The sequence below is a fragment of the Muricoccus roseus genome (assembly GCF_900141905.1).
Classification (GTDB): Bacteria; Pseudomonadota; Alphaproteobacteria; order Acetobacterales; family Acetobacteraceae; genus Roseomonas; species Roseomonas rosea.
On the sequence record NZ_FQZF01000026.1, the window covers coordinates 23,384 to 37,316 of the forward strand.

Genomic DNA, 13,933 nt, shown 5'->3' on the forward strand with positions numbered 1-13,933 from the left:
ATGGGTGCGCTGCAGGGCTGGAAGCTGGGCTGGATCGGCGTGGGCCGCATGGGGACGCCGCTGTGCCGGCGCCTGCTGGATGCCGGCGCCACCCTCTCGGTGGCGGATCTCGACCCAGCCCGCACCGCCCATCTCGCCGCCGAGGGCGCTCGCCCCAATGCCACCGCCGCCGCCCTGGCGGAGGAGGCGGACATCCTCCTCTCCATGGTGACCAACGACGCCGCGCTGCTCGCCGTCGCCATCGGGCCCGGAGGCGTGGCCGAGACTATCCGCCCCGGGCAGGTCTTCATCGACCTCAGCACCGTCTCTCCCGCCACCTCGGCCCGGGTGGCTGAAGCCATGGCCGAGCGCGGCGCGGATTACCTGCGCTGCCCGGTCTCCGGCAGCACGACCATGGCGGCCGCCGGCACGCTGACCCTTTTCGCCTCCGGCCCCGCCGCCGCCCTCGACCGCTGCGAGCCCCTCCTCGCCACGCTGGGGAAGGAAACGCTGCGCTGCGGCAGCGCCGAGGAGGCGCGCGCGGTGAAGCTGATGGTCAACATGGTCGTCGCCCTCACCCCCGCCATCATCGGCGAGGCGCTGGCCTTCGGCTCCCGCCTCGGCCTGGACTGGGAAGGCATGGTCGATGCCCTGAACCGCAGCACCGTCGCCTCGCCGCTTCTTGCCTACAAGGCCGATATGCTGAAGGCGCGAGACTGGACCCCGGCGGCGGATGTGGACCTGGTGGCGAAGGACGTGGACCTCGCCCTCTCCATCGCCCAGCGGGAGGGCGTGCCCATGCCCTTCTCCGCCCTGGCCCGACAGTTCGCCGCCGCCTGCCAGGCGACCGGCGAGGGCGGGCTGGACTTCTTCCGTGTCGCCACCTGGCCCGAGCGCCTGCTCGCGCCCAATCCCCGCTGAGGCGCCCCATGCAGGACGAGATCCGCGCGCTCGAGGCGCGCCGCTATGCCGCGATGGAAGCCGGCGATATCGGGGCCCTCGAGGCGCTCCTGTCCGAGCGGCTGGTCTATGCCCATTCCAACGCCACGACCGACAGCAAGACGAGCTACCTGGACACGCTGCGGGATGGCAGCCTGCGCTACCTCTCCGTCGACTTCACGACCGAGCAGGTGCTGGAAGCCGGCCCCGGTGCCGCCGCCGCCCTGGGCCGCATGAGCGCCCACGTCTTCAGCTACGGCGCGGAGCGGGAGATCGCCTCCCTCACCCTCGCCCTCTGGACGAAGGAGGGCGACGCGTGGCGCCTCCTCGCCTATCAGCCCACCTCGCTTCCCAAGGCCTGAGCATGACCAACACCCTTCTGCCCACCACCGTCGTCGGCAGCTACCCGCAGCCGGACTGGCTCGTGGACCGCAACGTGCTCGCCCAGAACCTCGTCCCGCGCGTGCGGATGAGGCAGATGTGGCGCGTGGCCGAGGATGCGCTGGAAGGCGCGCAGGACGACGCGACGCTGGTCGCCATCCGCGACATGGAGCGGGCCGGCATCGACATCGTCACCGATGGCGAGATCCGCCGCGAGAGCTACTCTAACCGCTTCGCCCTGGCGCTGGACGGCGTGGATGTGGACAACCCCGCCCGCACCATGGGCCGCGCCGGCAAGGAGACGATGGTGCCGCGCGTGATCGGCCGGATCCGCCGCAACCGCCCGGTGGAGGTGCGCGACGTCGAGTTCCTCGTCGCCAACACCGACCGCCGCACGAAGATCACCCTGCCCGGCCCCTTCACGCTCTCCCAGCAGGCGTCCGACGAGTACTACAAGGACGAGGAGGCGATGGCGATGGATTACGCCGCCGCCGTGAACGAAGAGGCGAAGGACCTCCGCAAGGCAGGTGTCGACGTCATCCAGTTCGACGAGCCCTGGATGCAGGCCCGGCCGGAAGCCGCCGCCCGCTTCGGCGTGAAGGCGCTGAACCGCGCCCTCGAGGGGCTGGAAGGCGACACCGTCGTGCATCTCTGCTTCGGCTACGCCGCCGTGGTGAAGGACAAGCCCTCCGGCTACTCCTTCCTCCCGCAGCTCGCCGATTGCACCGCGCAGCAGATCTCCATCGAGGCCGCGCAGCCGAAGCTCGACCTCGGCGTGCTCGACGAGCTCTCGGGCAAGACGATCATGCTCGGCGTCATCAACCTCGGCACGGATGAGGTGGAGACCCCGGAGATCGTCGCGGAGCGCATCCGTGCCGGGCTGAAGCACCTCCCGCCCGAGCGCCTGGTCGTCGCGCCGGATTGCGGCATGAAGTATCTCCCCCGCCCGCGCGCCTTCGCCAAGCTGCGGGCCATGGCGGAAGGCGCCGCGATCGTGAGGCGCGAGCTGCAGGGCTGACGCCATGCGGCCCGGCGTGGGCGTCATCGGCCTCGGCATGGCATCCACGCCGCATATGCTGGCGCTGCGCGACCTGGAGGCGCAGGGAAGGCTGCGGGTCGTCGGAGGCCACGCCCCCTCCGCCGAACGGCGCGACGCCTTCGCCCGGCGCTGGTCCGTCCCGGTCTTCGCAGATCAGGCCGAGCTTCTCGCGGCACCCGGCCTGGATCTCGTCCTCGTCCTCACGCCGCCCTGGACGCATCTCCCGGTGGCGGGCGCCGCGTTGGAAGCGGGCAAGCACCTGATTGTCGAGAAGCCGCTGGAAGCCACCGCGGCGCGCGCGGAGGCGCTTGCGGAGGCCGCGGAAAGAGCTGGCCGGCTGATGGCGGTGTGCCTGCAGCACCGCTTCCGCCCGGCCGCGCAGCACCTGAAATCCGTCATCGATTCGGGCGCCCTGGGAACCCCGCTTTCCGCCTCGGCCAGCATCCGCTGGTGGCGCGACGAGGCCTATTTCGCGCAGCCGGGCCGTGGAACGAAGGCACGGGATGGCGGCGGCGTGCTGCTCACCCAGGCGATCCACAGCATCGACCTGCTGCTGCACTTGATGGGCCCGGTCCGGGAGGTCACGGGCTTCGCCACCACCTCCCCGCTGCGCCGGATCGACACGGAAGATGTCGTGGCCGCCGCGCTGCGCTTCGAGAACGGCGCCATCGGCGTGCTGGATGCGACCACGGTGGCGCGCCCGGGCTTCCCGGAGCGGATCGAGATCGCGGGCACCAGGGGCAGCGCGGTTCTCTCGGCGCACCGCCTGGAACTGCACCGGGCCGATGGCAGCGGGCCCGAGATCATCGGGGAGGAAGGTTCGGGCGGCGGAGGCGTCGATCCCATGGCCTTCGACCACGGCCCACACCGTGCCATGATCGCGGCGATGCTCGATGCGATCGCAACCGGGCGGGCGCCGCCGCATGCCGCCCGCACCGCCCTCCCCGCCCAGCGGCTGATCGAGGCGATCCTCGCGCGGCGACCGCATCCGTGAGGCTGGCGGGCCTTCTGCTGCTGGCGCTGCTGATCGGCGCCGGAGGGTTCCTCGCGACCGAGATGCTGGGCAGCCGCCGCCTTGCCGACCCCACGGATCGCTGCGCCGAGGCCGCTTCGGCCGCTCGTCAGGCCTTCGAGGCCGGCCCCATGGCCCGCAATGGCCTGCGCGTGACGGATTTGGGCCCGCCGTTGCGCGAAAAGGCGCCGCAGGGCTCGGTTGCGGGGCTGATCCTCTGCCGCGCGGAGGCCAGCTTCAGCACCGGCGCGCAGGAAACACTCTGGTACGCCCTGGTGCCTGCCGCGAGTGGCGGCGCCGGCCAGTTCATGATTCACGCGGCCCCGGGCGAGATGGGCCGGCGGAACATTCTCGCGCTTCGTTAGTCACGCCTTCCGAAGGGGAGTGCCGGACGGGTCCGGCACTCCCCCCCAGCAGCAGCTTACGGGCGAACGACGACCGTGGAGCCCGCGGCAGGAGCCGTCATCATCGGCGCCGGCGTCACGACCGTCGCGGCGACGGGCGGCTGCGGGTTCGCGGGCGCGGTGTTGACCGTGCAGGCGGCCAGGCTCAGGGACGCGGCCGCTACGGCCAGGATGGGGAGCAGTCGCATTCGTTACCTCCGTTGTGACTTCCAACGGCGCTTTAACTTCTATGTCGCTGCTTCGTAACACCAGTTAACCCATGACAGCTTCGTGATCGTTTCTGAGACCTTGTTACAGCGGGCGGCGCCGAATACCCGCGGTTTGGATCGGCCGCACAAAAAGCCACTAACGGCCGCCACGGGCCTGCCCTGCGAAGCAGCCCTCGGCAGACGACACGCTCGGAGAATTGCAAGTAAAACGCCACCTGCGGAGGCCAGGCTGTCGGCGAATACTGTCGCTCGGGGAGAATGGTGCCGGGTGCGAGAATCGAACTCGCGACCTATCGATTACGAATCGATTGCACTACCGCTGTGCTAACCCGGCCCATGCAGGGCGCGCCGACCGGGGCCGGCGCGCTGCGGTGCGGCGCCTTCTAGCGGGACATGCGCCGCCCGGCAACCTCGTCTGTGATGGAACCGCTCAGGTCGTCACCACGGAGCCGCCCTTCGCGGCCGCCCCACCCGTCCACTCGATCCGCCCGGGCGTGCCGCATTCTTCGCAGACCGGCTCCCACTTCGCATGGGTGGTACCGCAGGAGAGGCACTGCCACCGCGGCTCGGCCGGCGCGGCGGCGGCGGCCCGCAGCCACTTCGCCTCCGCGGCCCGGCCGGCCGCGCTGTCGCCCAGCTCCACCGCATCCATGTCCACCATGGCGAGATAGGCGCGGCGATCCGCACTGCCGGATGAGACCAGCGCCTCCAGCTCGGCCCGCGCCCGGCCCGTCAGCCCTGCGGCCAGCGCCGTTCGGCCGAGCACCAGCCGGCTCTCGGGATGGGTGCGGTTCTCATGCGTCAGCGCCTCGGCCCCCTTCACCCGGGCCAGGGCATCCGACTCATCCGCCAGATAGGCCTCGGCGAGGTCCGGATGCGGCGCCACCTTCCACGCGGCCTGGAGCGTGGACTTGGCCCGGCGCGGGCTTCCCTCCGCCGCCTGCCGGCGCGCCACGGCCAGCGCCGCCGGGGCAAAGCCCGGATCGGCCGAAAGCGCCTGCTTCTCCAGCGCCGAGGCGGTCTCAGGGTCCTGCATCGCCGCCGCCAGGGCCAGCGCCGCGCGGCGGTGCCCGGTCAGCTGCTCGGAGGGGGAGAGGGCGAGCGCCTCCTTCCAGTCCCGCGTGCGCAGGGCGAGCGCCGCGCGCTCCTCCCGCACCCAGGCGGCGCCGGGCTGGGCGGCCTCGGCCTCCCGCGCCAGGCGTTGTGCGGCCGGCCAGTCCTCGCGCTGCATCGCGTCCCGCAGCAACCCGCGCAGGCCGAGGAACTTGCCGTCCTCCCGCTGGGAGAGGAGGCGGAAGGCCTGATTCGCGGCGTCGTTGCGGCCCGCCATGCGCTCGGCCTCGGCGGTCAGCAGCAGGGTATGCGGCGTATCGCCCAGCAGGTTCCGGGCGCGCCGGATCTCCAGCCGCGCCTGGTCCGGCGTGCCGGCGGCCAGGGCCACCAGCGCCCGCGTCACCGCCGCATCGCCGTCCCGGCGGTGCCGCGCCTCGCGCCGTGCCCGCATCCGCGCCGGCCAGCCGCGAAGCGACTTCCAGGCGGAGAGAATGCCGTGCAGCACCACGAAGCCCACCACCAGCGCCAGCAGCCCCAGCCAGACGGGCACGCCGATGAAGGTGTTGCCGACCGTGATCTCCACGATCCCGCCCATCTGGCGGAGGAAAAGAGCGGCCCAGACGCCCAGGCCGAGAAGGATCAGCAGCCAGATTGCGCGGAGCATCAGTTGCTCCCGGCGCCGGAGGTGCTGCCGGTGGCGGCACCTGAGGTGCCGAGGTCGCGCAGCGCGGCGCGGGCCTCCACCAGATCACGCGCCTGGCCGATCCAGCCCGCCATGGCATTGCGAGAGGGCTCCGGCAGGCGCTCCAGCCGCTCCACCGCGCCGGGCAGGTCACCGGCGTCCAGCGAGCGGCGCGCGCGCTCCAGCTCACCCGAAACCGCGTCGCCGACCACGACCTGGTCGCCACGCCGCACCGTCACCAGCCCCTGCAGGCGGGCAAGGGCCGAATCGGTCACCGACTGGCCCTGGGGCTCGGCCGCCAGCCGCGCCGTCCGGGCCGCATCCTCGAAGGAGAGGCGCAGCGCCGCCTCCGTGGGCGGCGCGGCCTCGCGGTAGCGGGCGAGCGCCACCGGCGGCGTGCCGGAAAGGCCGGAAAGGGCCTGGCCCAGCGGCCGGCCAGCCTCCAGCGCGGTCTGGATCGCCCCGCGCGCGGCCAGGGCGCCCAGGCGGCGCTCCGCCGCCTCGGCCTGGGCCAGGCGGCGCTCGAACTGCTGCACGCGCTCGGCCAGCTGCTGCTCCTGCCGCGCCACGCGCTGGTTCATCTCGGCCTCGGCGCGGGACAGGCGCTCATCCATCGAACGGCCCGCCGCATCCATGCGCTGGGTCATGGATTGGCCGGCCGCCTCCACGCGCTGGTTCAGCGCGGCGTCCAGGGCGGCCAGCCGGGGGGCGAAGGCCTGCTCCGCCGCCGTCACCCGCGCCGCCAGGGCCTGCTCGGCGCCGGTCATGCGGTTGGCCAGGGTCGCCTCGGCCTGGGCGATGCGCGCCTCGGCCCGGCGGGCTTCCTCCTGCATCCGGCTTTCCAGGGCATTGGCGCGCTCCTCGATGCGGCGCAGCGCCTCCGTCGCGGCTGTCACGCCGGACCGCGCCTCGGAATCCACCATGGGCCGCGCTGCCAGCTCACGCGCCGTGGTCTCGGCCGCATCCAGCCGGCGCTCGGCCGCAGTGGCGCGGTCCGCCAGCCCTTCGGCGGCCGGGCGGGCCTCCAGCGCGGCGAGGCGACGGTCGATCGCCGCGTCGCGGGCGGCCTCGGCCTGCTGCACGGCGGCCGGGGCCTGCCGCTCCCGCGGGCTCGAAACAAGATAGGCCGTGGCCCCCACCAGCACGACCAGCCCGGCCGCGATCGGCAGGATGGCCGGCTCGAAGCGCCGCGCCCGCGTCTGGGCGGGGGGCGGCGGAGCGGGCGGGCTCGCCGGCATGGGCTGCGACACGCGTGCCCCGCCCGAGGGCGTGCTGGCGCCGGAGGAGACGCCCGCCGAAGGAGCAGCAGCCTCAGCGGAGGCGGCGGCCGGCGTGCCGGAAGCAGCCCCCCCGGTCGCGGGCGGGGGCGTGTCCTGGGTCATCTCCGCCGCGGAAGCGACGGAGGCCGGGGAGCTGGTCTCTCCAGCCCCCTTCACCTCGGGCGCCGCCATCGGCGCCGCCGTGCCGGAAGCCGCCCCGGCCTTGCTGCCCTTGGCTTGGTTGCCGGAGGAGGAACTCCCCCTGGGGCGTGGCGCGTTAGGCGGCGTACGGGGCGTGTCGCTCATGGGTACGGCGTCATCCTTCTGGTCAGGCGGGAAGGGCCAGTGCTCGAGGGCCATTGCGGAGGGGCAGGGCCGAGAAGCGCCAGCAGCGCGTCCTGATCCGGTCGCGGCGCCACGTCCAGCCCCCCCCAGGCGAAGGCCCCGGGATTCGCCCCCGAAGCCCCCGACGAAGCTAGCAGCAGCGCCTCCGCCACGCGGCCGCTCAACGCCACGGCGCGGATGGCGGTTGCCGCCCCGCCCAGCCCGGCCTTCCGCAGCTGGGCTACAAAGGATTGGGCACTCCGGGGCGAAAGGAAAAGGGCAGCCCGCACCTGCCCTGCCGCCAGCGCCTCCCGCGCCTCCGGCCACAGCTCGGTGGTTTCCGCCGCCACATAGACCTCGCGCCGGATCACGGAGAAGCCGCGCCCGGCCAGATCCGCCGCCAGCGCATCCCCATAGCCGCGGCCGGAAGCCAGGAGCACGGGCCCGCCGGCCGGGTCTAGCCGGGCGCTCGCCATGGCGGCCAGGGAAACGGCATCGCCGGCAGCGGCCGCCACGTCGCGGAACCCGGCGGCCCGCGCTGCCTCCGCCGTCCCCTCCCCCACCGCCAGCAGCGGAAGACCGGGGGGCAGGACCCCGGCCAGCGAGGGAAGGGCGGCGGCGCTCGGCAGCAGCACCGCCCGCGCCTCCGGCACCGGCTCCATCGGCAAGGGGTTCAGCACCAGGGCCGGCGTCAGGACCGGCTCCCAGCCGAGCGCCGCCACGCGTCCGGCCGTGGCCGAGCCCCCTGGCTCCGGCCGGGTGATCAGGCAGGCCGGGCGGGACCCGTCCCGCTCAGCCAAAAATATCCGCCGGGCTGTCCGCGCGGAGGCTGAGTCCCAGCTCCTGGCCCAGCGCCTCGGCATCGGACACGCCGCCATGCAGGCTGCGCTTCAGCAGGAAGGATCCGTCCGGCCGGGCCACCAGCCCGGTCAGGTGCAGCCGCCCATCGGGCAGCAGCCGGGCATGGCCGCCGATCGGGGTGCGGCAGGAGCCATCGAGGGAGGCGAGCAGCGCCCGCTCCGCGCGGGACACGGCGCGCGCCTCCCGGTCCTCGATCCCGGCCAGCAGCTCGTGCAATTCCACGTCCTCGGCGCGCACGGTCACGCCGACGATCCCCTGCCCGGCCGCCGGCACCATCGCCTCTGGGTCCAGCACCATCATGCCCTCGGGGGAGAGCTCCATGCGCTTCAGCCCGGCCAGAGCCAGCATGGTGGCATCCGCCTCGCCCTCGGCCAGCTTGCGCAGGCGCGTCTGCACGTTGCCGCGGATCATGCCCACCTGCAGGTCCGGCCTGGCATGCAGGAGCTGCGCCTGGCGCCGCAGGCTGGCCGTGCCCAGCCGCACCCCGGCCGGGATGCTGCCGATCGGGTCCGACGGGTCGAGCGCCGCCATGCCGGGGCCGGGGATCAGCACGTCCCGGCTGTCCTCGCGCTTCATGGTGCAGGCCAGCACCACGCCCGGCGGCATCTCCGTCTCCAGGTCCTTCAGGCTGTGGACGGCGAAGTCGATCCGGCGATCCAGCAGCGCCTCGTGGATTTCCTTGGCGAAGAGCCCCTTGCCGCCCACATCGGCCAGCCGGCGGTCCTGGATCCTGTCGCCCGAGGTCTGGATCACATGCTCCTCGAAGGCCTTGGCATTCCGCAGCACCGGGCAGAAATGCAGGACGACATCAAGGAAGGTCCGCGTCTGCCACAAGGCGAGCGGTGACCCCCGCGTGCCGACGCGGAGCGGGAGCGAACGCATATGAGGCCGGACCTTGGGGGTTCCCGCCTGGGGCTCGGCGCCCGGATGGGCGGGGTGGGCAGACAGCATGGCGGCGTCTTAGAACCGCGCCGCGAATCGTGAAAGGCGATAGATCATGGACGCGCCCGGTCCGGTACACGGACCTGCCCTCGGCCCGGTCCTGGGAATCGAGAGCAGTTGCGACGAAACGGCCGCCGCCATCCTGGCGCCCGACGGCACGATCCTGGCCGAATCCGTCTTCAGCCAGACCGAGGACCATGCCCGCTTCGGCGGGGTGGTGCCCGAACTCGCGGCGCGCGCCCATCTCGCCCACCTGCCCGGCCTTGTCGCCGGGGTGTTGCAGCGGGCGGGGCTGACGCCGCGGGATCTGGGTGGGGTGGCCGCCACCTCCGGCCCGGGGCTCATCGGCGGCCTCATCGTCGGCGCCAGCTACGGCAAGGGCATGGCCATGGCCCACCGCCTTCCCTTCGTGGCCGTGAACCACCTGGAGGCGCACGCGCTGACGCCCCGCCTGCCCGGGCTCTTCCCCGGGCTGCCGGGGGGCGGCGCCGAGTTCCCCTATCTCCTGCTCCTCCTCTCCGGCGGGCATTGCCAGTGCGTCGCCGTGGAGGGGCTGGGGCGCTACCGCCGGCTCGGCACCACGCTGGACGACGCGGTGGGCGAGGCCTTCGACAAATCCGCCAAGCTCCTCGGCCTGCCCTGGCCCGGCGGCCCGCATCTGGAGCGCTTGGCCCGGGAGGGCGACGCCGCCCGGGTGCCTCTTCCCCGCCCCCTGCTGGGCCGCGAGGGTTGCGACTTCTCCTTCTCCGGGCTCAAGACCGCCGTCGCGCAGGCCGTGGCCAAGGGCCATGCCCATGCCGATATCGCCGCAGCCTTCCAGGCTTCGGTGGCGGCGGTGGTCGCGGACCGGGCGCGCCACGCCCTCGCCATGGCGCCTTTCGACAGGAAGCCCGGGGCAACCGCGCTCGTCGTCTCCGGCGGCGTCGCCGCCAACACGGCGGTGCGCGAGGCCCTGGCCCGGGTGGCCGAGGCCGCCGGCCTGCCCCTAATCGCGCCGCCCATCCGCCTCTGCACCGACAATGCGGTCATGGTCGCCTGGACGGGAATCGAGCGCCTCCGCGCCGGGCTGACTGACCCCTGGAACCACGCCCCGCGCCCGCGCTGGCCGTTGGACGAGCTGACACCCGCCGCATGAACTACCGCCACGCCTTCCACGCCGCGAACTTCGCGGACTGCATGAAGCACGCCCTCGTCCATGCGCTCGTCTCGGCCCTGCTGCGCAAGCCCACCCCCTTCCGCGTGCTGGACACCCATGCCGGCATCGGCCTGTACGACCTGCAATCCGAGGAGGCGCGGCGCACCGGCGAATGGCGGGACGGGATCGGGCGGCTGGAAACGCTGCAGGACGGCCCGCTGCTGCCCTGGCTGGAGCTGGTCCGGTCCTTCCCCCGGGGCAGCTATCCCGGCAGCCCGGCCCTGATCCGCGCCATGCTCCGCCCGCAGGACCACCTCGCCCTCTGCGAGCTGCATCCGGAGGATGCGGCCACCTTGCGGGCCCGCTTCAGGGGTGACGCCCAGGTCTCCGTCCACCGGCGCGACGCCTATGAGGCACTCTCCGCCTTGACGCCCTTCCCGGAGCGGCGCGGCCTCGTGCTGATGGACCCGCCCTTCGAGGAGGAGGGCGAGTTCGCCCGCCTCGCGGCGGGGATGGCGGCCCTGGCCCGCCGCTTCCGCCCCGCCATCCAGGCTGCCTGGTATCCCGTGAAGCACCGCGCGCCCGTGCGCGCCTTCCAGGATGCCATCGCGGCCTCCGGCCAGCGCGACGTGATCGCCTGCGAGCTCTGGCTGCGCGAGCCGACCGACCCCACGCGGCTGAATGGCTGCGGCCTGGCCGTGGCGAACCCGCCCTTCGGCTTCGCCGAGGCGGCCCGCGCCATCCTGGCCACGCTGCATGCCCGCTTCGACGAGGGCGAGCGCGGCGCCGGCTGGACCGTGACGGAGGTCGTGCCGGAATGAGCAGCCCGGACAAGGTCGCCGTCATCGGCGCCGGCGCCTGGGGCACGGCACTGGCCATCCAGGCGCTGAGGGCGGGCGGCGAGGTCTCCCTCTGGGCCCGGGACCCGGCGCGGGCGCTGGCAATGCAGGCCCTCCGTGTGAACGCCCGCCACCTCGCGGACACGCCCCTGCCCCCGGAGCTTCAGGTCACGGCCGATCCCGCCGCCGCCATCGCCGGGGCCGGCCTCGCCATCCTGGCCGTCCCGACCCAGCATCTCGGCGCCGTGCTGGCCGAGCTGCCCCGGCTGCCGCCCTCGATCGTGGTGGCCAAGGGCGTGGAGGCCGGGACGCTCCGCTTTCCCCTCGAGATCCTGGCCGAGGCCCGTCCGGGCCAGCCCTCCGCCATCCTCTCCGGCCCAAACTTCGCCCATGAGGTGGCCGAGGGCCTCCCGGCCGCCGCGGTGCTCGCCAGCGCCGATCCGGCCCTGCGGGAGGCCGCGACGACCCGCCTTTCCAGCCCTAACTTCCGCCTCTACGGCGGCGCCGATCCGCTGGGGGTTCAGGTGGCCGGTGCGGCGAAGAACGTGGCCGCCATCGCCGCCGGGGCGGCGATCGGCGCCGGGCTGGGCGAGAACGCGCGCGCCGCCATCGTCACCCGTGCCCTCGCCGAGATCGCGCGGCTCGCCGTCGCCCTGGGCGGGCGGGCCGATACGGTGGCCGGCCTCTCCGGCCTGGGGGACCTGATGCTCACCTGCGCCGGCGGGGCGAGCCGCAACTTCACCCTCGGCCTCGCCCTGGGCCAGGGGAGGACCGCCGCCGAGATCCTCGGCGCCCGAACCTCCGTCACCGAAGGGGCCGCCACCGCCCCTGCCCTGCTCGCCCGTGCGGCCCGGGCGGGGGTGGACATGCCCGTCTGTGGCGCCGTTACCGCGGTGCTGGAAGGGGAGCTGACGGTACCGGAGGCGGTGGAGCGTCTTCTGGGGCGCCCGCGGAAGGCGGAATAGCAGGCGCGCTGGCGGACACATCGGAGTCTGGCCCGGAGGAGGGCGCCGCCTCCTCCTTCCCGGCGCGCGGACCGGGCTTCCACCATCCCGTGACCTCCCCACCCAGCCACACCGAGGCATAGGGGCGGAAGGGCGCCAGCGCGGCTTCGGATTCCGCATCGGGCATCACCATGGATGCGATTTCCAGCCCCGGCGCGCGGGCCAGTGGCGCCTCAACCGGGGCCCGGAGAGGGTTGGTCTGTGCGACGCCCACCAGCGCCTGGATCCGCGCCGGCTCTCGCGCGGCGGCCAGGGTGAAATCACGAAGGCGCCGGTAGGCTGCCGCCTCCGCCTCGGTCAGCGCGATGCCATTCGCCACCGCCAGCCGCTCCAGCGCGGCCAGGGCATCGAAGGCGAAGAGATGGTAGTGCAGCGCCATCGCGCCGCGCCGCAGCTCCTGCGGCAGGGCGCCGCGTTCGTCCACCTGCAGGAGCTGGTTGCGGAGCCGCTCCACCCCCCAGTCCAGCAGCGCGCGCTCCCCGGCAGCCACGCCGGCGGCGGCCACGGCAAGCCCGGCCCAGGCGGCCTGGTTGTTCCGCACGTCGCTGATCAGCGCCTCGGAGGGACGGTCATGCCGCGGGCGGATCTGCCGGGCCACGGCGGCGAGCCAGCGGGCCACCCGGTCCAGCCGCGGCGCTTCCAGCCCGGGGGCCTCGCGCAGCGCCAGGAAACTCAGCCCGGCCCCGGCCAGGCCCCAGGCCCTGTGATAGTCGCCCTGCAGGTTGAAGGCGCCCAGCAGCGCCCCGTTGCGCGCCCAGTGGTCCATCGCCTCCAGCGCGCAGGCGGCGGCGCCCGCTTCCCCCTTCCTGTGCCGGGCCAGGGCTCGCTGGACCAGGGCCAGCCAGTCCCGCAGCGGCTTCGCGGCCGCCTGGTCCATCGCCAGGCGCTTCGGGTCCGGGCGCGAGAAGGCGGGGTCGAGGAAGTAGCCGAAGCCCTCCAGGTTTCGCAGGGGCGGCAGCCGCTCCTCGCAGGGCGCTGCCTCGCCCGTGGCGGCCGGGGCTGGCAGGAAGGGTCCCTCCAGCGGGCGCCGCTCCCGGCGCTCCTCCGGCAGGGCTGCCTGGGCGCCCAGCAGCGTGGCCGCAGCCGCCGCGCCTGCCGCGGCGGGCGGGCGGGCGGGCGTTTCCGCGGCCGGCCGGCCCGGTGGAGGCGGAGTGCGCTGGGGCCTTCGCGCCTCCCGCCCGGGGGCCACGGCGCGCGGCGCGGCTGGGGCGGCAGACGGGCGGCGGGACGGAGGCGGCACGGCCTGGCGTGGAGGCCTGGGCAGGGTGGCACGCGGAGCCGGGCGCGCGGCGCCGGGCCGGGAGGGCGGCGATGGTGGCTGGGACTGCGCGAGGGCCGGGCCGGTCAGGAGCGGAAGCAGCAGCAGCGCGGCGAGGCGGGCTTGGGGCAGTCGCATGGCCACACCATGCCACCGGAGGCCGGGGCGCGTCAGGTCTCCGGGAACAGCGGCAGCTCCCCGCCCTCGGCATGGCGCCGCCGCAGCCGGGCCGCCTCGGCCGCGCGATGGCGCAGCAGCTCGTCCAGCAGCCGGTCCATGGTCTGCCAGAGCGGCTCGTTGCCCTGCCGCTCCTTCATCACCAGCGCATGGGCGGCGAGCGTCACGTTCAGCGTGCCGCGCGTCGTCTCCGGCCGGGGCATCCGCATCTGGACGAGAGCCTTCTCCACCTCCTCCAGCGGCGCGCCGATCGCCTCGGCGATCTGCGCCGGCTCCAGGCCGGTGCGGCGCAGCCGACGCGCCTCGTCCCGCTGGCGCGGCGGCAGATCGATGGCCGGGCGCAGCGCGACGGTCCGGCGCGACATCTCGCCCGAGCCGGAGCCGGGCGGCTTTCCCTTGAAGGCCATATCTATTGAACGCCGCAAAACGGGATTTG

At 74.1% G+C, this 13,933-nt stretch carries 15 protein-coding genes and 1 tRNA gene; 8 read left to right on the plus strand and 8 right to left on the minus strand.

Annotation, left to right across the window (positions count from 1 at the left end; translation table 11 throughout):
* Genes BUB97_RS18905 through BUB97_RS18925 form a run of 5 tightly spaced genes read left to right on the plus strand, consistent with a single transcriptional unit; the run spans window position 1 to window position 3,715 of the window.
* Window positions 1-900 (plus strand): NAD(P)-dependent oxidoreductase, encoded by a 900-nt coding sequence (locus BUB97_RS18905; RefSeq protein WP_073137634.1) that lies wholly within the window; start codon window positions 1-3, stop codon window positions 898-900.
* A gap of 8 nt (window positions 901-908) precedes the next feature.
* Window positions 909-1,280 (plus strand): nuclear transport factor 2 family protein, encoded by a 372-nt coding sequence (locus BUB97_RS18910; protein ID WP_245818363.1) that lies wholly within the window; start codon window positions 909-911, stop codon window positions 1,278-1,280.
* Between the two features lie 2 nt (window positions 1,281-1,282).
* A complete protein-coding gene (locus tag BUB97_RS18915) occupies window positions 1,283-2,317 on the plus strand; it encodes a 5-methyltetrahydropteroyltriglutamate--homocysteine methyltransferase (RefSeq protein WP_073137638.1) in 1,035 nt (344 codons plus the stop codon).
* A 4-nt stretch (window positions 2,318-2,321) separates the two neighbouring features.
* Entirely contained in the window at window positions 2,322-3,332 is a 1,011-nt protein-coding gene (locus BUB97_RS18920; protein ID WP_073137640.1) for a Gfo/Idh/MocA family protein, read from the plus strand.
* Complete coding sequence (locus tag BUB97_RS18925; RefSeq protein WP_073137642.1) at window positions 3,329-3,715, plus strand: hypothetical protein; 387 nt, start codon at window positions 3,329-3,331, stop codon at window positions 3,713-3,715. The genes BUB97_RS18920 and BUB97_RS18925 overlap by 4 nt, the downstream gene beginning before the upstream one ends.
* Window positions 3,716-3,771: 56 nt before the next feature.
* On the opposite strand, the gene BUB97_RS26335 is transcribed toward BUB97_RS18925, so the two are convergent.
* The 6 genes from BUB97_RS26335 to hemC form a co-directional block, all read right to left on the minus strand.
* Window positions 3,772-3,942, minus strand: coding sequence for a hypothetical protein (locus tag BUB97_RS26335; RefSeq protein ID WP_175562682.1), 171 nt, complete (start codon window positions 3,940-3,942; stop codon window positions 3,772-3,774).
* Between the two features lie 280 nt (window positions 3,943-4,222).
* Window positions 4,223-4,297, minus strand: a tRNA-Thr gene (locus BUB97_RS18930).
* A 96-nt stretch (window positions 4,298-4,393) separates the two neighbouring features.
* The gene (locus BUB97_RS18935; RefSeq protein WP_073137644.1) at window positions 4,394-5,680 is read right to left on the minus strand and encodes a heme biosynthesis HemY N-terminal domain-containing protein; all 1,287 of its coding nucleotides are present in this window, start codon (window positions 5,678-5,680) and stop codon (window positions 4,394-4,396) included.
* Entirely contained in the window at window positions 5,680-7,263 is a 1,584-nt protein-coding gene (locus tag BUB97_RS18940) for a COG4223 family protein (RefSeq protein ID WP_175562683.1), read from the minus strand. Before BUB97_RS18940 ends, BUB97_RS18935 begins: the two co-directional genes overlap by 1 nt.
* The gene (locus tag BUB97_RS18945; protein WP_073137648.1) at window positions 7,260-8,081 is read right to left on the minus strand and encodes a uroporphyrinogen-III synthase; all 822 of its coding nucleotides are present in this window, start codon (window positions 8,079-8,081) and stop codon (window positions 7,260-7,262) included. Before BUB97_RS18945 ends, BUB97_RS18940 begins: the two co-directional genes overlap by 4 nt.
* A complete protein-coding gene (gene hemC / locus BUB97_RS18950) occupies window positions 8,074-9,093 on the minus strand; it encodes a hydroxymethylbilane synthase (RefSeq protein ID WP_073137650.1) in 1,020 nt (339 codons plus the stop codon). The genes BUB97_RS18945 and hemC overlap by 8 nt, the downstream gene beginning before the upstream one ends.
* Window positions 9,094-9,139: 46 nt before the next feature.
* On the opposite strand from hemC, the gene tsaD reads away from it, so the two are divergent.
* From tsaD to BUB97_RS18965, 3 genes are read left to right on the plus strand one after another with little or no spacing between them, the layout of a single operon-like run.
* Window positions 9,140-10,219, plus strand: coding sequence for a tRNA (adenosine(37)-N6)-threonylcarbamoyltransferase complex transferase subunit TsaD (tsaD, locus tag BUB97_RS18955; RefSeq protein WP_073137652.1), 1,080 nt, complete (start codon window positions 9,140-9,142; stop codon window positions 10,217-10,219).
* Entirely contained in the window at window positions 10,216-11,040 is an 825-nt protein-coding gene (locus tag BUB97_RS18960) for a 23S rRNA (adenine(2030)-N(6))-methyltransferase RlmJ (protein ID WP_073137654.1), read from the plus strand. Before tsaD ends, BUB97_RS18960 begins: the two co-directional genes overlap by 4 nt.
* Window positions 11,037-12,023 carry an NAD(P)H-dependent glycerol-3-phosphate dehydrogenase gene (locus BUB97_RS18965; RefSeq protein ID WP_073137656.1) on the plus strand — a complete coding sequence of 329 codons (987 nt, stop codon included), beginning with the start codon at window positions 11,037-11,039 and terminating at the stop codon, window positions 12,021-12,023. Before BUB97_RS18960 ends, BUB97_RS18965 begins: the two co-directional genes overlap by 4 nt.
* Here BUB97_RS18965 and BUB97_RS18970 read toward each other — a convergent pair.
* Window positions 11,944-13,458 carry an alginate lyase family protein gene (locus BUB97_RS18970; protein ID WP_139281392.1) on the minus strand — a complete coding sequence of 505 codons (1,515 nt, stop codon included), beginning with the start codon at window positions 13,456-13,458 and terminating at the stop codon, window positions 11,944-11,946. The two genes, BUB97_RS18965 and BUB97_RS18970, sit on opposite strands and share 80 nt — an antisense overlap.
* 32 nt (window positions 13,459-13,490) lie before the next feature.
* Window positions 13,491-13,904: a hypothetical protein gene (locus BUB97_RS18975; RefSeq protein ID WP_073137660.1), complete on the minus strand. Its 414-nt coding sequence runs from the start codon at window positions 13,902-13,904 to the stop codon at window positions 13,491-13,493.
* Window positions 13,905-13,933 lie beyond the last annotated feature (29 nt).